This window comes from Streptomyces sp. NPDC038213, from assembly GCF_055600495.1.
The window spans coordinates 131,894-149,973 of record NZ_JBVJYM010000006.1 but is presented as its reverse complement, the minus strand read 5'-3'; the positions used below and the strand labels follow the sequence as shown (position 1 = coordinate 149,973).

General features: G+C 74.5%; 15 protein-coding genes. 9 read left to right on the top strand and 6 right to left on the bottom strand.

The annotated features are described in order from the left end of the window. Window positions 1–26 precede the first annotated feature (26 nt). Both ACZ7JZ_RS12220 and ACZ7JZ_RS12215 read right to left on the bottom strand, forming a co-directional pair. On the bottom strand, window positions 27–791 hold the full coding sequence (locus tag ACZ7JZ_RS12220; RefSeq protein ID WP_470936808.1) for a bestrophin-like domain: 765 nt from the start codon (window positions 789–791) through the stop codon (window positions 27–29). 129 nt (window positions 792–920) lie between these two features. Then, on the bottom strand, window positions 921–1,211 hold the full coding sequence (locus ACZ7JZ_RS12215) for a hypothetical protein (RefSeq protein WP_470936805.1): 291 nt from the start codon (window positions 1,209–1,211) through the stop codon (window positions 921–923). Between the two features lie 836 nt (window positions 1,212–2,047). Here ACZ7JZ_RS12215 and ACZ7JZ_RS12210 point away from each other — a divergent pair. Continuing rightward, entirely contained in the window at window positions 2,048–2,926 is an 879-nt protein-coding gene (locus ACZ7JZ_RS12210) for an SAM-dependent methyltransferase (protein WP_470937422.1), read from the top strand. Continuing rightward, window positions 2,923–5,106: a putative bifunctional diguanylate cyclase/phosphodiesterase gene (locus ACZ7JZ_RS12205; RefSeq protein ID WP_470936803.1), complete on the top strand. Its 2,184-nt coding sequence runs from the start codon at window positions 2,923–2,925 to the stop codon at window positions 5,104–5,106. Before ACZ7JZ_RS12210 ends, ACZ7JZ_RS12205 begins: the two co-directional genes overlap by 4 nt. A gap of 204 nt (window positions 5,107–5,310) precedes the next feature. Here the strand turns inward: ACZ7JZ_RS12205 and ACZ7JZ_RS12200 are convergent, their stop codons facing one another. Continuing rightward, the gene (locus ACZ7JZ_RS12200; RefSeq protein ID WP_470936800.1) at window positions 5,311–6,201 is read right to left on the bottom strand and encodes a LysR family transcriptional regulator; all 891 of its coding nucleotides are present in this window, start codon (window positions 6,199–6,201) and stop codon (window positions 5,311–5,313) included. A 93-nt stretch (window positions 6,202–6,294) separates the two neighbouring features. On the opposite strand from ACZ7JZ_RS12200, the gene ACZ7JZ_RS12195 reads away from it, so the two are divergent. From ACZ7JZ_RS12195 to ACZ7JZ_RS12180, 4 genes are all read left to right on the top strand, one after another. Further along, a complete protein-coding gene (locus ACZ7JZ_RS12195) occupies window positions 6,295–7,023 on the top strand; it encodes a succinate dehydrogenase (protein WP_470936797.1) in 729 nt (242 codons plus the stop codon). 2 nt (window positions 7,024–7,025) lie between these two features. Next, window positions 7,026–8,984, top strand: a complete 1,959-nt coding sequence (locus tag ACZ7JZ_RS12190) for a fumarate reductase/succinate dehydrogenase flavoprotein subunit (protein WP_470936794.1) — start codon at window positions 7,026–7,028, stop codon at window positions 8,982–8,984. Then, window positions 8,981–9,727, top strand: coding sequence for a succinate dehydrogenase/fumarate reductase iron-sulfur subunit (locus ACZ7JZ_RS12185; protein ID WP_470936791.1), 747 nt, complete (start codon window positions 8,981–8,983; stop codon window positions 9,725–9,727). The genes ACZ7JZ_RS12190 and ACZ7JZ_RS12185 overlap by 4 nt, the downstream gene beginning before the upstream one ends. Before the next feature lie 168 nt (window positions 9,728–9,895). After that, complete coding sequence (locus ACZ7JZ_RS12180) at window positions 9,896–10,696, top strand: hypothetical protein (RefSeq protein ID WP_470936788.1); 801 nt, start codon at window positions 9,896–9,898, stop codon at window positions 10,694–10,696. 42 nt (window positions 10,697–10,738) lie between these two features. Here ACZ7JZ_RS12180 and ACZ7JZ_RS12175 read toward each other — a convergent pair whose 3' ends face one another. After that, the gene (locus tag ACZ7JZ_RS12175; protein WP_470936785.1) at window positions 10,739–11,155 is read right to left on the bottom strand and encodes a VOC family protein; all 417 of its coding nucleotides are present in this window, start codon (window positions 11,153–11,155) and stop codon (window positions 10,739–10,741) included. Between the two features lie 173 nt (window positions 11,156–11,328). Between ACZ7JZ_RS12175 and ACZ7JZ_RS12170 the strand changes: the two genes are divergently transcribed. Further along, the gene (locus ACZ7JZ_RS12170; RefSeq protein ID WP_470936782.1) at window positions 11,329–11,760 is read left to right on the top strand and encodes a VOC family protein; all 432 of its coding nucleotides are present in this window, start codon (window positions 11,329–11,331) and stop codon (window positions 11,758–11,760) included. A 48-nt stretch (window positions 11,761–11,808) separates the two neighbouring features. Here the strand turns inward: ACZ7JZ_RS12170 and ACZ7JZ_RS12165 are convergent, their stop codons facing one another. Then, window positions 11,809–14,256, bottom strand: coding sequence for an excinuclease ABC subunit UvrA (locus tag ACZ7JZ_RS12165; protein WP_470936779.1), 2,448 nt, complete (start codon window positions 14,254–14,256; stop codon window positions 11,809–11,811). A 220-nt stretch (window positions 14,257–14,476) separates the two neighbouring features. Between ACZ7JZ_RS12165 and ACZ7JZ_RS12160 the strand changes: the two genes are divergently transcribed. Continuing rightward, window positions 14,477–16,060 (top strand): alpha/beta hydrolase, encoded by a 1,584-nt coding sequence (locus tag ACZ7JZ_RS12160; RefSeq protein WP_470937419.1) that lies wholly within the window; start codon window positions 14,477–14,479, stop codon window positions 16,058–16,060. A 160-nt stretch (window positions 16,061–16,220) separates the two neighbouring features. Then, a complete protein-coding gene (locus tag ACZ7JZ_RS12155) occupies window positions 16,221–17,858 on the top strand; it encodes a vWA domain-containing protein (protein WP_470936776.1) in 1,638 nt (545 codons plus the stop codon). On the opposite strand, the gene ACZ7JZ_RS12150 is transcribed toward ACZ7JZ_RS12155, so the two are convergent. Then, complete coding sequence (locus ACZ7JZ_RS12150; RefSeq protein ID WP_470936773.1) at window positions 17,847–17,981, bottom strand: hypothetical protein; 135 nt, start codon at window positions 17,979–17,981, stop codon at window positions 17,847–17,849. The two genes, ACZ7JZ_RS12155 and ACZ7JZ_RS12150, sit on opposite strands and share 12 nt — an antisense overlap. Window positions 17,982–18,080 lie beyond the last annotated feature (99 nt).

Below are 18,080 nucleotides of genomic sequence, written 5' to 3'. Positions count from 1 at the left end.
GCAGGCGCGGCCCGCCCGTCGTCCCGTCAGTCCCCGAGGTGGGGGAAGTGGCGCAGGAAGGGGTCTACGGTCGCGGCGACCCCCCGCCCGAAGGGCGCGTCGAAGTTCCAGATGAGGAAGAGCAGGAACGCGATCAGCGCGCTGAACAGCCCGGCGAGCAGCATCTCCCGGAAGGACCGGCGGATCTGGAGGGTGAAGACCAGCCCGACGGTCACCACCGCGCCGGTGATCAGGCCGAACCAGACCACCCCGGGCATGGTCTCGCTGGCCCCCTCGGCCCGTGAGCTGCGGGCGTCGTCCGCCGCGGCCACCTGGTCCACCAGCGGCTGGTACGCCTGCCCCTCGTGGTCGGTCTTCGGCTCGTAGTCGGTGACGTCCCGGCGGACCCTGTCCAGCAGGGCCGTGCCGCGGTCGGTCACCCCGCCGCCGTCGGCCATCACCTTCCACTCGGTGTCGACCACGTACGAGACGTACGCGTCCACGTCGGCGCGGATCCGGTCGCGGACGGGCGCGGGGTAGACCCGGGCGCGCACGCTGACCTCGTGCAGTGCCTGGGCCTCCGCGCGGACGGTCTCCTGTGCGGCGCCGCGGGCCTCCCAGACCCCGGCGATGGCCAGGCCCAGCACGATCGCGTAGATCACGCCGATCATCATCGTCATGTACTCGATGACGTCGGGGGTCTCCGTCGGGTCGTCGTCCTCGCCGATCCGCCGGTGGTTGAGGAAGGCGATGGACAGGACCACGGTGCAGGCCGCCAGCATCGCGAGCGTCAGGACGAGCCATTGCGACAAGGGTGTCTCCGGAAGGGATGGGTCGGGGAGCCGGGGGAACGGGACGGGTGGTGCGGGTGGTGCGCAGGGCGCGGGGCGTACGGGTAGTGCAGGGCGTACCGGCCGTGCGGGGCGTGCGGTTCGCGGCGGTCAGCGCGGCCGCAGTGCGGCGATGGCGAGTACCGCGGGCGCCGTGGCGAGCAGGGTGAAGGTCACCGGCGAGATGCTGTGCTGCGGCAGCTTCCGGGCCGGGGCCCGGTAGGCGGGCCGCGGGATCTCCCGGGTGGCCGAGGGCGCCGGCGCCGGGGTGGCCGAGGGGCGCACGGGCGGCGGCGGGGCCGGCTGGGCGCGGACCACGGGCGGCGCGGGCGCGGGCCGGGTCTGCGGCGGCGTCGGGCGCGGGGCGGGGGGCTCCGGCTGCGGGGGCTTCGGCTTGGGCACCGGCCTGGGCGCGGGCTTCTGCGGCGGCGGCGTGGGCTTCGGCGGGGGAGTGGGCGTGGGCGTCGGCGTGGGCGTCGGCGTGGGGGTGGGCTTGGGGGTGGGTTTGGGCGTCGGGGTCGGCTTCGGGGTGGGCGTGGGCTTCGGGGTCGGAGTCGGGGTGGGCTTCGGCTCGGGCGGGCACGGGCGGTGGCACGTGCAGTGCCCGTGCCCCTTGCCGTGCCCCTTGCCGTGGCACGTGCAGTGCCCGTGGCCCTTCCCGCGGCACCGGCCGCGGCCCCGGCCCTTGCCCTTGTCCCCGCCTTTGCCCCGGTCCCTGCCGAAAGCGTCCGGGATGCCGGAGCTCTCCGCGGCGCCGCTGCGGCTGTGATTGCCGCCACGCCCGGATAACTCGGCGCCGCCCGCGGCGGCGTGGGCCGTGACCGGGAGGCCCGCGCCGGAGACCGAGGCGCAGGCACAGCTATCGGCCACGGCGGGAGCGACGGACAGCGCGGCCCACAGCAGGACCGAGACCGCCGTCACCCGTCTGGCAGTGGGTCTGTTCACCCGGGGAGCATGGGCCCGCGGCCTCCCGTGCACGCGGCGACCGCCGCTGATTCGCCTGATCGTGCGATCTTTGCACCGGATAGGTTTGAGCCAAAGACGGTCGGGATCTGAGGCGCGGTCGTTAATCCCCAAAAGGGATGTGTCGGATTCGGTCAAAGGGGGCGGGAGTACGTGCACGTGCCTTTGGTGTGTGACGAAGAACGGACCGCCAATTTCCGCTTTGGCTCGCCCGGTTGGGCAATGATCAGTAGATTCTGCTCGGACAGCCGAACGACCAAGCCTTGGAGACCGTGATGGAGCGCCCGGACTGGGCACCGCCCGGCATCGACATATCCGTGCCGAGCGTGTCCCGTATCTACGACTACTACCTGGGCGGCTCCCACAATTTCGAGGTCGACCGGCAGACGGCCCGCAGGGCCATGGAATTCATGCCGGGCCTCCCCAAGATCATGCAGGCGAACCGGGCATTCATGCGCCGCGCCGTCCGCCACGCGGTGGCCGGGGGCGTCACCCAGTTCCTCGACATCGGCTCCGGCATCCCGACCTTCGGCAACGTCCACGAAGTAGCCCAGTCCCTGAGCCCCGAGGCGCGCGTCGTGTACGTCGACCACGACCCGGTGGCCGTCGCCCACAGCCGGGCCGTCCTGGCCGGGGACGACCGCAGCGCCATCGTCCCCGCCGACCTCCGCAAGCCCGCCGAGATCCTCGGCAGCCCCGAGGTCTCCGGACTCCTCGACCTCGACCGCCCCGTGGCCCTGCTGCTCGTCGCGGTGCTGCACTTCCTGGAGGACGCCGACGAGCCCCGCGCCGCCGTCGCCGCCCTGCGCGACGCGCTGGCCCCGGGCAGCCTGATCGTCCTCACCCACGCCTCGTACGAGGGCATCCCGCTGCCCCGCGAGGTGGCCGGCGGAACCGTGCAGGTCTACCGGGACTCCCGCAACCCCCTCGTGATGCGCAGCCGCGAGGAGGTCACCGGCTTCTTCGCGGGCTTCGAGCTGCTCGAGCCGGGGGTCGTGCCCATGCCCCTGTGGCGCCCCGACCCGCTCGACCCGGCCGAGCCGGCCGGTGCGCCCGCTGCCGCCGCCGGGGAGGACGGCGCCGCCGAGGCGGCCGGCCCGGCCGAGGACCCGTACGCCTTCGCGGGCTTCGCGGGTGTGGGACGCAAGGCGTGAGACTCCCCGGGCAGTCGGCGCAGCCCGCGCACTCCGGGGGGCCCGCGGTGTCCCCCGACGGGCCGGAGGACCGGATCGAGCGCTTCGCGCGGATCTGGAGCCGGGCCATCTTCCCCGTCACCGCCACCTCCCTCACCCGCCAGGAGCTGGAGGTCCACCTCGTCCCCCTGGTCCGCACCCTCTCCGCCGCGCTCGCCGCCCAGCCCTTCGACCCCTCGCCCGCCCAGCGGGTCGGCGCCGAGCTGATCGCCGCGCACTGCACCGACCCCGACGCGCTCTCCCAGACGCTCGGGGTCATCGAGTCGTACCTCGTCCTGTACTGCGGCCCCGGCGAGCGCGAGGCCGCCGAGGAGTACCGGGCCCGCTGCGCCCGCATCCAGCACGCCCTGGCGGCCGGGTTCGCCCGGGCCCTGCGCGAGCGCACCCTCAGCGAGCAGGAGGCCATCGCCCGCTCCGCGCTGCACGCCCGCACCGACGCCCAGGAGGCCCTGCACGCCAGCGAGGCCCGCTTCCGCGCGGTGTTCGAGGGCGCGGCCGTCGGCATCGGCATCGCCGACCTCGACGGCAACGTCCTGGAGGTCAACGAGGCCCTCACCCGCATGTTCGGCGGACTGGAGGGGCACGTCCGCGGCCGCAACGTCGGCGACTGGCAGCACCCCGAGGACACCCCCCACGTCTGGAAGATGTACGGCGAACTCGTCCGAGGCGAACGCGAGAGCTACCACGTCGAGAAGCCGTACTACCGGCACGACGGGACCGTGCTCTGGACCAATCTGACGGTGTCCCTGCTGCGCGACGCCGAGGGCAAGCCGCAGTACCAGCTCGCCCTGATGGAGGACACCACCGAGCGCCGGCTGCTCACCCTGCGGCTGCGCTACGAGGCCACCCACGACGCCCTGACCGGACTGCCGAACCGCACCCTGTTCTTCGAGCGCCTGGAGAAGGCCCTCGCCGCCGGGAAGGACTCCCGCTTCGGCCTGTGCTACCTGGACCTGGACGGGTTCAAGGCCGTCAACGACAGCATGGGCCACTCCGCGGGCGACCGGCTGCTGGTGGAGGTCGCCGACCGGCTCCAGAGCTGCGCCACCGGGCCCGGCGAGATGGTGGCCCGGCTCGGCGGCGACGAGTTCGTCGCCCTCACCACCGCAGCGTCAGGCCCGGAGGACGTCACCGACCTCGCCGTGCGCATCCTCACCGCCCTGTCCGCCCCCGTCCGGCTGGAGGGCCGCGAGCTGACCGTGCGCGGCAGCGTCGGCATCGTCGAGGGGCCGGCGGGGGAGCGCGGCCCGGCCGAGGTGCTGCGCAGCGCCGACATCACGATGTACCGGGCCAAGGGTGCGGGCGGCAACCGCTTCGAGGTCGCCGACGCCGAGGCCGACGCGCGGGCCATCACCCGGCACGGGCTCACCAACGCGCTGCCCGCGGCCCTGGAGCGGGGCGAGTTCTTCATCGAGTACCAGCCGCTCGTGCACCTCAACGACGGCAGCGTGCACGGGGCGGAGGCGCTGGTGCGCTGGTCGCACCCGCAGTACGGGGTGCTCGGACCCGACCGCTTCATCCCGCTCGCCGAGCGGACCGGGCTGATCGTGCCGCTCGGGCGGTGGGTGCTGGAGGAATCGGTTCGCCAGGCCCGCACCTGGCAGCGCGAGCGGGGCGGGCCCCTGCGCATCAACGTCAACCTCTCCCCGACCCAGCTGCACCACCCCGGCCTGGTCGCGGACACCGTCCGCGTCCTGGAGAGCTCGGGGCTGGCCCCCGGGGCCCTGTGCCTCGAGGTCACCGAGTCCGCCCTGATCGGCGCGGACGACGAACTCCTCGAACCGCTGCGGCGGCTGGCGGCCCTCGGCGTGGACATCGCGCTCGACGACTTCGGTACGGGCTATTCGAACCTCGCCAACCTGCGGCGGCTGCCGGTCAGCGTCCTGAAGCTGGACCGCTCCTTCACGCAGGGGATGCAGAGGCTGCCGGCGGACCCCGTGGACGTGAAGATCGTCGAGGGCATCGTGGCGCTGGCCCACAGCCTCGAACTCGCCGTCACCGTCGAGGGGGTGGAGACCGGGGCGCAGGCGGCGCAGCTGAGGGCGCTCGGCTGCGATACGGCCCAGGGCTGGTACTACGCGCGCCCCGGCGCCCCGGACCGCATCCACGCCCTCTCCATGGCGGACGCCGTCCCGACCTGACCGCGCGTCCCTGTTCCTGGGGCTCCGCCCCAGACCCCGCGCCTCAAGCGCCGGGGGGGGGGCTGGGATTTGCTGCGCAAATCCAGCCCGCGCGGCGTTTGAGCGCACCGGGCGCGGAGCGCGCGGTCCGGGGGTCCGGGGGCTTGCCCCCGGTTTCGGGAAGGGGCGGGGTGGGGAACAGGCCCCGCGCAGCGGGACCCGGGGTCAGTGGTCGGCCGGAGGCAGGAGGACCCGCATCAGTTCGCGGGCCGCCCGCGGCGGCGCCACGTCCGTCCGGTGGGCGAGGGCGATCGTCCGCCGCAGCGGCGACCCCGCCAGCGGGGTCACCCGCAGCGCCGGCCGCGCCCGCTCCGCCACCATCTCCGGCACCACCGCCACCCCCAGCCCCGCCCGCACGAACCCCAGCACCGCGTCCAGCTCCCCGCCCTCCACCGTGAACGCCGGCTCGAAGCCCTCCGCCCGGCACGCGGCGACCGTCAGCTCCCGCAGGTCGTAGCCGTGCCGGAACATCACCAGCGGATGCCCGCGCAGGGCCCGCACCGGCAGCGGCCCCCCGCCCCCGGGGTCCGGCCGGTCCGCCGCGGAGACCACCACCAGGTCCTCGGTGAGCAGCTCCACCGTCGTCAGCGCCGGCGCCGACGGCGGCAGCGGCAGGGCGATCAGCGCCAGGTCCAGCGCCCCGCGCGCCAGCTCCCGTACGAGGTCCAGGGAGCCGCTCTCCTGCACCAGCAGGCGGATCCCCGGGTGCGCGGAGTGGAAGGTGCGCAGGACCTCCGGCAGCAGGCCCGTGCACAGGCTCGGCGTCGCCCCCAGCCGGACCCGGCCCCGCCGCAGCTGCGCCAGCTCCTGCACCTCCAGCCGGGCGGTGTCGGCGTCGGCGAGGATCCGCCGGGCCAGCGGCAGGAGCGCCTCGCCGGCCTCGGTGAGGGAGATGTTGCCGCGCGCCCGGCTGAACAGCTCGGCCCCCAGCTCCCGTTCGAGCGCCTTGACCTGCTGGGAGAGCGAGGGCTGCGCCACGTGCACCCGCTCGGCGGCCCGGGTGAAGTGCCGGGTCTCGGCCACGGCCACGAAGTAGACCAGCTGCTGGAACTGCATGGCGCCACCCTACGCTTCCATAGATCCATCCTATGGACATGAGCCGGATCATGTCTTGGACCTTTCGGGTCTTCGGTCCCTAGCGTCGTACCCATGGCTCTGGCACCGCGGACCGCCCCCCGGCCGTCCACCACCCCGCGCACCCCGCGCCCCCCGGCCCCCGGGTTCTGGCGCTCGACCGTCGGCAAGAAGGCCGTCATGGCGGTCTCCGGACTGGTCATGCTCGGCTACCTGGTCGCGCACATGCTGGGCAACCTGAAGATCTTCTTCGGACCGGCGGAGTTCAACGGCTACGCCCACTGGCTGCGCACCCTCGGCGCGCCCTTCCTCCACTACGAGTGGGCCCTGTGGGGGGTCCGCGTGCTCCTCGTCGCCGCCGTGGCCGCGCACGCCGTCTCCGCGTACCAGCTCAGCCGCCGCGACCTGCGCGCCCGCCCGGTCGGGTACGCGCACAAGCGCCGCCGGGCGGGCTACGCCACCCGCACCATGCGCTGGGGCGGGGTGATCCTCGGCCTGTTCATCGTCTGGCACATCCTCGACCTGACCACCCTCACGGTCAACGAACGCGCCTGGGCGGGACACCCGTACGAGAACGTCCTCGCGACCTTCTCCACCTGGTACGGCAACACCGTCTACCTCCTCGCCGTCGCGGCCCTCGCCCTGCACGTGCGCCACGGCCTCTGGGCCGCCGCCCAGACCCTCGGCGCGGGCCGGGCCCGCCGCGACCGGGCCCTGCGCACCGCGGCCGGCGCCCTGGCCCTCGTCCTCTTCGCCGGGTTCGCCTCCGTCCCCGTCGCCGTCATGACCGGAGTGGTGAACTGACCATGAGCACGTACGCGCAGTACACCGAGGGCGACCCCGTCGCCGACACCAGGGCGCCCGAAGGGCCCATCGCCGAGCGCTGGGACCGCCGCCGCTTCGAGGCGAAACTCGTCAACCCCGCCAACCGGCGCAAGTACACCGTCATCGTCGTCGGCACCGGACTCGCCGGCGCCTCCGCCGGGGCCACCCTCGCCGAACAGGGCTACAGGGTCGTGCAGTTCTGCTACTCCGACTCCCCGCGCCGCGCCCACTCCATCGCCGCCCAGGGCGGCATCAACGCCGCCAAGAACTACCGCAACGACGGCGACTCGGTGCACCGCCTCTTCTACGACACCGTCAAGGGCGGGGACTTCCGCGCCCGCGAGTCCAACGTCCACCGCCTCGCGCAGATCTCGGTCGAGATCATCGACCAGTGCGTGGCCCAGGGCGTCCCCTTCGCCCGCGAGTACGGGGGCCTCCTCGACACCCGCTCCTTCGGCGGGGTCCAGGTCTCCCGGACCTTCTACGCCCGCGGCCAGACCGGCCAGCAGCTCCTGCTCGGCGCCTACCAGGCCCTGTCGCGCCAGATCGCGGCCGGGAACGTGGAGATGCACGCCCGCACCGAGATGCTCGACCTGGTCACCGCGGGCGGCCGGGCCCGCGGGATCGTCGCCCGCGACCTGGTGACGGGCGGGATCACCACCCACCACGCCGACGCCGTCGTCCTGGCCACCGGCGGCTACGGGAACGTCTTCTACCTCTCCACCAACGCCATGAACTCCAACGCCACCGCCGTCTGGCGGGCCCACCGGCGCGGCGCGTACTTCGGCAACCCCTGCTTCACCCAGATCCACCCCACCTGCATCCCGCGCACCGGCGACCACCAGTCCAAGCTGACGCTGATGAGCGAGTCCCTGCGCAACGACGGCCGCATCTGGGTCCCCCGCGCCCAGGGCGACACCCGCCCGGCCGCCGAGATCCCGGAGCAGGAGCGCGACTACTACCTGGAGCGCCTCTACCCCGCCTTCGGCAACCTCGTCCCCCGCGACATCGCCTCCCGCGCCGCCAAGAACGTCTGCGACGAGGGCCGCGGGGTCGGACCGGGCGGCCAGGGGGTCTACCTCGACTTCGCCGACGCCATCCGCCGCATGGGCCGGGAGAAGGTGGCCGAGAAGTACGGCAACCTCTTCGAGATGTACGAGCGGATCACCGCCGAGGACCCGTACGAGGTCCCCATGCGGATCTACCCCGCCGTGCACTACACGATGGGCGGCCTGTGGGTGGACTACGACCTCCAGACCACCGTGCCCGGCCTGTTCGCCGTCGGAGAGGCCAACTTCTCCGACCACGGCGCCAACCGGCTCGGCGCCTCCGCCCTCATGCAGGGCCTCGCCGACGGGTACTTCGTCCTGCCCGCCACCCTCAACGACTACCTGGCCCGCCACCCCGCGGCCGGCCCCGGCGCCGCCGACCCCGGCCTCGCACAGGCCTCCGAGGAGGCCCTCGCGGAGACCCGCGCGCGCATCGCACGGCTGCTCGCCGTGGACGGCGACCGCACCCCGGACTCCTTCCACCGCGAGATCGGCGAACTCATGTGGGAGTACTGCGGGATGGCCCGCACCGAGGCCGGGCTGCGCAAGGCGCTGGCCCGCATCCCCGAGATCCGCGCGGAGTTCTGGCGCCGCGTCAAGGTACCCGGCACCGGAGCCGAGTTCAACCAGACCCTGGAGAAGGCCAACCGCATCGTCGACTACCTCGAACTCGCCGAGCTGATGTGCCTCGACGCCCTGCACCGCACGGAGTCCTGCGGAGGCCACTTCCGCGAGGAGTCCCAGACCGCCGACGGCGAGGCCGCCCGCGACGACGCGTCCTTCTCCTACGCCGCCGCCTGGGAGTTCACCGCCCCCGGCGCCGCCCCCGTCCTGCACCGCGAAGAGCTCGCCTTCGCCTACGTCCACCCCACCCAGCGGAGCTACGCATGAGGCTCAACCTGCGCGTCTGGCGCCAGAAGAACCCCGCCGAACCGGGCGCCATGGTCGCCTACGAGGTCGACGGCATCTCCCGGGACATGTCCTTCCTCGAAATGCTCGACACCCTCAACGAGGACCTCCTCCTGCGCGGCGAGGACCCCGTGGCCTTCGACCACGACTGCCGCGAGGGCATCTGCGGGGCGTGCAGCCTCGTCATCAACGGCGACGCCCACGGCCCCGAGCGCACCACCGCCTGCCAGCTGCACATGCGCTCCTTCCGGGACGGCGACACCATCGACGTGGAACCCTGGCGGGCGGCCGCCTTCCCCGTGGTCCGCGACCTGGTCGTGGACCGCGGCGCCTTCGACCGGATCATCCAGGCCGGCGGCTACGTCAGCGTCCCGACCGGCTCCGCCCCCGAGGCCCACGCCACCCCCGTGCCCAAGGCCGACGCGGACGCGGCGTTCGAGCACGCCGAGTGCATCGGCTGCGGTGCCTGTGTGGCGGCCTGCCCCAACGGTTCCGCGATGCTGTTCACCTCCGCCAAGGTCAACCACCTCAACGTGCTGCCGCAGGGCTCGCCCGAGCGGGAGACCCGGGTACTGGACATGGTGGCCGCCATGGACGCGGAGGGCTTCGGCGGCTGCACCCTCACCGGCGAATGCGCCACCGCCTGCCCCAAGGGCATCCCCCTGCCCTCCATCTCCGCGATGAACAGGGAGTGGCTGCGCGCCACCCGCAAGGCCCGCCGCTGACCCGCGGCCCGCGCACCCCCCTGGCCGCGGCCTGCCCGCGGCCTGCCCGCATCCTGCCCCGCCCGGCGCCCGGAGCCCGGCGCCAGTAGTCGGCCGATCGGCTGACCGGCCCCGGGCCGACCGCGCCGCGCACCGGGTGCGCGCCGGGCCTGGCCGACAGTGGCCCCCATGGACCAGAGCACGGGCAGCAGCACCGGGGGCAGCGACAGGTGGGGCGGTACGACAGCCGGTACGGCGACCCGCAGGGAGGACGGCGGGCCCGCCGCCGGGGCGGGCGGGCCCGGAGCGCCGGGCGCCCCGGCCCTCCGCGGCGGCCGTGCTCCCGCGGGACTGCCCCGCCGGAGCCTGCTGGCGGTGTTTGCTGTGCTGGCCCCGCTCGCGGCCGCCGGCTGCTCGGCCGGCGGGCAGCGGCCCGCCGCCCCGGCCCCCGGCCCGCCCGGCGCCGCCGCGGACACCGGCCGGGACGCCCTCGTGATGCTGATCGGACACGCCGAGCACCCGTACGCGGGCGGCTCCGGCACGGACGAGTACGGCGATCCCGACCCCGGCTCCCTCGCCGAGCGCGGCCACCGCCGGGCCCTGGCGCTGCCCGCCCTCTTCGGACCGGTGCGCGGCGCCCGGCTGCCGCAGCCGGCCTCCCTGTTCGCCTGTGCGGGCCCCGCGCGCTCCCGGCAGACCCTCGCCACCCTGTCCGAGCAGCTGGGCACCGGGGTCAGCGCCGCGGTCCCGGCGGGCCGGGAGGCCGAGGCGGCCCGGCAGGTGCTGGCCGCGCCCGGCCCGGTCCTCGTCTGCTGGGAGCACGCGGGCATCCCGCGGCTGGTCCGGGCCCTGGGCGCCGACCGGGCGCCGGGCGCCCCCGGCACCTGGCCCGACCGCTACGACCTGGTGTGGACCCTCACCCGGCAGCGGGGCCGCTGGCGGTTCGCGGAGCTCCCGCAGGCCCTGCTGCCGGGGGACGCCGCACCGTAGGGCCCTGCGGTGCCGGGCGGCGGCCCCCGCGTCCCCGGCGGGTCAGCCCTCCGTACTGACGATGTTGACCATCCACACGATCCCGAACCGGTCCGTGCACATCCCGAACACGTCGCCCCACATCTGCTGCTCCAGCGGGACCGTGACCGTGCCGCCCGCCGACAGCTTCTCCCAGTAGCCGCGCAGCTCCCCGGCGTCCTCGCCGCTCACGCTCACCGAGATGTTGTTGCCCGGGCGGTGGTCCATGCCCGGCGGGGTGTCGGCCGCCATGAGTGTGAACCCGGCCGGGGTCTCCAGCATCCCGTGCATGATCTGGTCGGCCGCGTCACCGGCCTCGGCGGCGCCGAACTCGCCGAAGGTGTTCAGGTGCAGCGTGCCGCCGAACACCGCCTGGTAGGACTCCAGCGCCTCGCGGGCCTCGCCCGCGAAGCTGATGTAGGGGTTCAGGCGAGAAGACACGAGATCAGCCCTTTCCTTGGAGTTTGCCCGTGGAAAGTACGGTTCACCGGGCTTCGTCAGCCTAGGCGAACCGTGGCGAATCGGCGTTTCCGGGTGCGGGGAGGCCGCCGTCCGGGGGAGGGTGGAACCGCGCGCCCCGAACCGCGCGCGGACCACGGACCGAGGAGGACCCCGTGAACTGGACGCTCGAAGTCGTCAACGTGCCCGTAGCCGACATGGACCGCGCCAAGGAGTTCTACGCCGACCGGCTCGGGTTCAAGGTCGACACGGACGACGAGGTGGCCCCCGGCATGAGGATCATCCAGCTGACCCCGCCGGGCTCCCGCTGCTCGATCACCCTGCTGGAGGGGATGCCCTCGCTGCCCGGGGCCAAGGAGATGGCCCCCGGCACCCTGCACGGCCTCCAGCTGTGCGTCACGGACATCGAGGCCGCCCGCCGCGAACTGACCGACCGCGGTGTGGAGACCTCCCCGGTGCGCCACGTCGGGGCCGAGGGCTGGGCGGAGGGCCGGGGCGAGACCTGGAACTCCTTCCTCTCCTTCGAGGACCCCGACGGCAACGGCTGGGTGGTCCAGGAGGCGCCCACGGAGCTCTCCGAACGCTGAGGCCCGGCGGCCCCGGCCTCCCGGCGGAGCTCACCACCGCGGCCGCCGTCAGCTGCCGGCCAGGGCGCGGGCCAGGTAGGGCGCCGTGCGCCCGCCGCCCGCAGCCACCTCCGCCGGGGGCCCCGCGGCCACCACGCGGCCGCCCGCACCGCCGCCGCCCGGACCCAGGTCGATCACCCAGTCCGCGTCCGCCGCCACCGCCATGTCGTGCTCGACCACCACCACCGAGTGCCCGGCGTCCACCAGCCCGTGCAGCCGGGCCGCCAGCACCTCCACGTCCGCCGGGTGCAGGCCGGTGGTCGGCTCGTCCAGCAGGTACAGGGTGGGGGCGCTGCGGGGCCGCTGGAGCTCCGCGGCGAGCTTGATGCGCTGCGCCTCCCCGCCCGACAGCTCCGTCGCGGGCTGCCCCAGCCGCAGGTAGCCCAGCCCGATCCCGCGCAGGGCGGCCAGGCTGCGGGCCGCCGCGGGGACCCCGGCGAGGACCTCCGCCGCCGCGTCCACCGTCAGGTCCAGGACCTCCGCGATGGTGCGCCCCCCGTGCCGCACCTCCAGGGTCTCGGGGTTGTAGCGGGCGCCGCCGCAGTCCGGGCAGGGGGAGTACGCCGTCGGCAGGAACAGCAGCTCGACGGTGACCGCGCCCTCGCCCTCGCAGGTCTCGCAGCGCCCGCCCGGCACGTTGAACGAGAACCGGCCCGCCCGGTAGCCGCGCGCCCGGGACTCCGGGGCCGCCGCGAAGACCTTGCGCACCGCGTCGAACAGCCCCGTGTACGTGGCCAGGTTGGAGCGCGGGGTGCGCCCGATCGGCTTCTGGTCCACCTCCACCAGCCGGGACACCGGGAAGCCGGCGCCGTCCGCCGCGATCCGCTCCGCCACCTCCCCGGCGAGGACCCGGCCCACCAGGGTGGACTTCCCCGAACCGGACACCCCCGTCACGGCGGTGAGCACGCCGAGCGGGAAGTCCACGTCCACCGCGCGCAGGTTGTGCCGGGTCACCCCGCGCAGCGCGATCCGGCCGCGGGGCGCGCGCACGGTCCGCGGGGCCCTCCCGCCGCCCTCCGGGAACAGGAAGCGGCGGGTGGCGGACTCCGGGACGCCGGCGAGGGCGGCCGGCGGGCCGCTGTGCAGGACGAGCCCGCCCTGCTCCCCGGCCCGCGGGCCCACGTCCACCAGCCAGTCCGCGTGCCGGACCACGTCCAGGTGGTGTTCGACCACGAACACCGTGTTCCCGGCCGCCTTGAGCCGGTCCAGCACCCCGAGGAGCGCCTCCGCGTCCGCCGGGTGCAGTCCCGCCGAGGGCTCGTCGAGCACGTACACCACCCCGAACAGCCCCGACCGCAGCTGGGTCGCCAGCCGCAGCCGCTGGAGCTCGCCCGCCGAGAGGGTGGGCGCCGTCCGGTCCAGGGAGAGGTAGCCCAGGCCCAGGTCGGTGACGGGGGAGATCCGGGCGAGCAGGTCCTCCGTCAGCACCCGCGCGGTCTCCGCCCCCGCTCCGGAGGCCGCCCGCCGCTCCCCGGCGAGCACCTGCGCCAGCTCCGTCAGGGGCAGCGCGGCCAGTTCGGCGACCGTCCGCCCGGCGAAGGTGACGGCCAGCGCCTCGGGGCGCAGCCTGCGGCCCCCGCACTCCGGGCAGCCCGTGCTGGTCAGGAAGCGCTCCGCCCTGGCCCGCAGCGCGGTGCTGCGGCTCTCCGCGAAGGTCTTCAGCACGTACCGCCGGGCGCTCGTGTACGTCCCCTGGTACGGGCGCTGGATCCGGTCCGCGTCCCGCACCGGGTGGACCGTCACCACCGGCTGCTCCCCGGTGAACAGGATCCACTCCCGGTCCGCGGGGTCGAGTTCCCGCCAGGGCCGGTCCACGTCGTAGCCCAGGGCGTCGAGCACGTCGCGCAGGTTCTTGCCCTGCCAGGCCCCCGGCCAGGCGGCCACCGCCCCCTCGCGGATGGACAGGGAGGGGTCCGGTACGAGCAGTTCCTCGGTGGTGCCGTGCACCAGGCCGAGCCCGTGGCAGCCGGGACAGGCCCCGGCCGGGGTGTTCGGCGAGAACGCGTCCGAGTCCAGCCGCGGCGCCCCGGCCGGGTAGGTGCCGGCCCGCGAGAACAGCATCCGCAGGGAGTTGGAGAGCAGGGTGACCGTGCCCACCGAGGAGCGGGAGCCGGGGGCGCTGCGCCGCTGCTCCAGGGAGACCGCGGGCGGCAGGCCGGTCACCTCGTCCACGTCGGGGACTCCGACCTGGTGGATCAGCCGCCTGGCGTACGGGGCCACGGACTCGAAGTACCGCCGCTGGGCCTCGGCGAAGAGGGTGCCGAAGGCCAGGGAGGACTTGCCGGACCCGGAGACCCCGGTGAAGACCGTGACGGCGTCGCGGGGGATGTCCACGTCCACCCCGCGGAGGTTGTGCTCGCGGGCCCCGCGCACCCGCACGAAGGGGTCGGCGGCCGCCTGCGGCACGGCGGGCGGCGGGGGAGCGGGGGCCTGGGGCCGCGGTACGGGGTCGTGCATCCGGCCGATCCTACGCGCGCCCCGGAGCGGATCCGTCCGCTCCGGACCCGAGCCCCCGCGGTCTCCCCCAATGGCCGGAATTCGCCTCATACCTGACGCGTCATCTGCTCATCCTCAGGATGTACGGGCACCGGCCCGTGGGCTGATTCGCCGCGACCTTTCCGTATATGAGGGTGGCCCTGTCCCACCTCCCACCCGAAAGGAACCGGCTCCCGTGCGCATGCGCCACACCGCGTCGCTCCTCGCCGTCGGCATCACGGCGACCCTGGTCCCGGCCGCCCTTCCCGCCCAGGCCGCCCCCGCTCCCGCGGCCTCCTCCGCAGCCGCCTCCGCCGTCACCGCGGACGGCCTCCTGCGCCAGACCCCGAAGTGGAAGCGCTGCGACCCGCAGGCTCCCGCGGTCTGGCAGTGCGCGACCGTCAAGGTCCCGCTGGACTACCGCAAGCCCGCCGGCCGCACGATCGACGTGGCCATCTCCCGGATCAAGGCCGAGAGCCCGGCCAAGCGCCGCGGCGTGCTGCTCTTCAACCCGGGCGGCCCCGGCGGCTCCGGACTGGACATGCCCGTGCTCGGGCAGCAGATGCTCGCCAAGAAGGTCCGCGAGAGCTACGACCTCATAGGCTTCGACCCGCGCGGCGTGGGCCGGAGCACGCCGATCACCTGCGGCCTGTCCGACGCCGACCAGAGCTTCCCGCGGGTCTACAAGAAGGAGACCTTCAAGCGGGACACGGCCTGGGCCAAGCGCGTGGCCGACAAGTGCCGCGCCAAGGCCGGCGACGTGCTGCCGTTCATCACCACGCGCAACACCGCCCGCGACATGGACGTGATCCGGGCCGTGCTCGGCGAGAAGAAGATCTCGTACATCGGCTACTCGTACGGCACCTACCTCGGCGGCGTCTACACGCAGATGTTCCCCAAGCGCGCCGACCGCTTCGTGCTCGACAGCGGCGTGGACCCGAAGCGCATCTGGCGCGGCATGATCCAGGTCTGGGCCGAGGGCGCCGAGCCGGCCTTCCGCCGCTGGAGCGGCTACGCCGCCCAGCGCGACGCGCAGCACCACCTGGGCAGGACCCCGGCCGCGGTCTCCAAGACCTTCTGGTCGATCGTGGCCCGCGCCGACCGCGAGCCCCTCGTCTTCGAGGGCCAGAAGATCACCGGTGACGACATCCGCAGCGCCCGCCACGTGTTCTTCAGCAACAAGGACGCGACCGAGCTCGTGGTCGCGCTGAAGAAGGCCGCGGAGGGCCGCGCCGCCCGCCTGCCGGCCGGGCTGCTGGCCGCGGCCCCCGCGGGCGACAGCCGCCCCGAGGTCCCCGCCGACAACGGCACGGCCGTCTTCCTCGCCGTGATCTGCTCCGACACCACCGCCCCGCGCGACCCCGCGGTGTACGCGCGCGACGCCGTCGCCGACAAGAAGCGCTTCCCGCTGTACGGCGACTTCGCGTCGAACATCATCCCGTGCGCCTTCTGGAAGAAGGGCATCGAGCCGGCGACCCCGTTCGGCAACAAGGTCCCGCAGCTCGTGGTCCAGAACGAGTGGGACTCCCAGACCCCGCTGACCAGCGGCGTCGGCCTGCACCGCGCGCTGAAGGGCTCCCGTCTGCTGACCGTGGACGAGGGCGAGGGCCACGGCGTCTACCTGTTCGGGCAGAACCCGTGCGTGGACACCAAGGTCGACGGCTACCTGCTGACCGGAAAGCTCCCGGCCCGCAACCAGGTCTGCAAGGCCGTACAGGTCCCGCAGAGCGAGCGCATGACGCTGCCTCAGACGCCGGGCTTCCCGGGGGCCTCCGCGCGGTTCTGACCCGGTTCCCTCCGTGAGGGGTTCGTGTCCCGATCGTGCCGCGAGGTTGACATTCCGCCTGGCGTTGTCGCTTCGAGACCCATTCGCAACCCCTTCGAGCGCGCCAACGGGCCCCCTCGGACGTCACATTCACAGATGTCGACGATCCGAGGGGGCCCGCATGACGATCCGAGCAGGCACGCACGCCGGGGCAGGCAGACGTTCAACAGCCTTTCCAGGCAAGGGGGTTTCCGCCGCACTCGCCGCGGCCGCACTGCTGCTGACGGGCTGCGGGGGCGGCTCCGGCAGTGACGGGTCCCGCGCGCGGGGCGGCGGGACCGGGTACGTCCAGCCCGACGGGGGCTCGACGGGCGGCACGGGTTCCACCGGCGGCACCGGCAGCACGGGCGGCGGCACCGGGCTCCCGGCCGCCGAGGGCGAGGAGGACGGGATCCGGCGGCCCGCACCGGCCGACTACCTCTCCACCTTCGCCCTCGACGTGGACACGGCGAGCTACGGCTACGCCCGCCGCACCCTCTCCGAGGGCCGGCTCCCCGACCCGGACACCGTCCGCCCCGAGGAGTTCGTCAACAGCTTCCGCCAGGACTACCCGCGGCCCGAGGGGGACGGCTTCTCCGTGGCCCTCGACGGCGCCCGCACCGGCGACGGGGGCTGGTCCCTGGTCCGCGTGGGCCTCGCCACCCGCGCCGCGCAGGAGGAGGGGGAGCGCCCGCCCGCCGCCCTGACCTTCGTCGTGGACATCTCCGGCTCGATGGCCGAGCCCGGCCGCCTCGACCTGGTCCGCGAGGCGATGCACACCATGGCCGACCGGCTCCGCGGCGACGACTCCGTCGCGGTGGTCGCCTTCAGCGACCAGGCCGAGACCCGGCTGCCCATGACCCGCCTCGACGGCAGGCGCGGCCGGGTCCACGAGGTGATCGACGGCCTGGTCCCGTCCCAGTCCACCAACGTCGAGGCCGGGGTGACGCGCGGCTACGAGGTGGCCGTGGAGGGCCGGCGCGCCGGGGCCACCAACCGGGTCGTGCTGCTCTCCGACGCCCTGGCCAACACCGGCGAGACCTCCGCCGACGCCATCCTGGAGCGGATCTCCGACGCCCGCCGCAGCCACGGGATCACCCTCTCGGGGGTGGGCGTGGGCAGCGACTACGGGGACGAGCTGATGGAGCGGCTCGCGGACCGCGGCGACGGCCACACCGTGTACGTCTCCGACCTCCGCGAGGCCCGCCGGGTCTTCTGCGACGAGCTGCCGGCCCAGGTCGAGCTGCGGGCGCGGGACGCCAAGGCGCAGGTGGCCTTCGACCCGCGGAACGTGGAGCGGTTCCGCCTGATCGGCTACGAGAACCGCAAGGTGGCCGACGAGGACTTCCGCAACGACGCCGTGGACGGCGGCGAGGTCGGCCCCGGGCACACCGTGACCGCCCTGTACGCCGTACGCCTGCGGCCCGGGGCCGAGGGGCACGTGGCCACGGCCACCGTGCGCTGGCTCGACCCGCGCACCCGGGCCCCGTACGAGGAGGCCCGGCGGATCGGGGCGGGGGCGCTGGCGGGCGGGTTGTGGTCGCAGGGCCCGGCTTCGCTGCGGCTCGCGGCCGTGGCGGCGTACTTCGCCTCGGAGCTGCGGGCCCCGGCCGGGACCTGGGAGCCGCTGCCGGGGCGGCTGCCGCTGGGCGCCCTCCGGGAGGAGGCGCTGCGGCTGGCCGGAACGGCCGAGGACGCCGGCAGCGGTGAGGGCGCCGGGGGAGCCGACGTGCGGCGGCTGGCCGAGGCGATCGGGCAGGCGAAGCGGCTACGGGGGTGAGCCGGGCCGCCCGGCGGTGCGCCGGCGCAGGCGCACCGCCACGGCGCCGAGGGTGATCAGGCCGACGGTGGCGGAGAAGCTCAGGGCGTAGACGGCCGTCAGCGCGGCCCAGTCGATGTGCATGGGGAGACGGTAGCCACCGGAAGCCGCGGGCAGGTGCTCGAAAAGGTACGCGGAGGTGAATGCCCGCTGAAGCCCCGCATATCCGAAATAAACCGGACA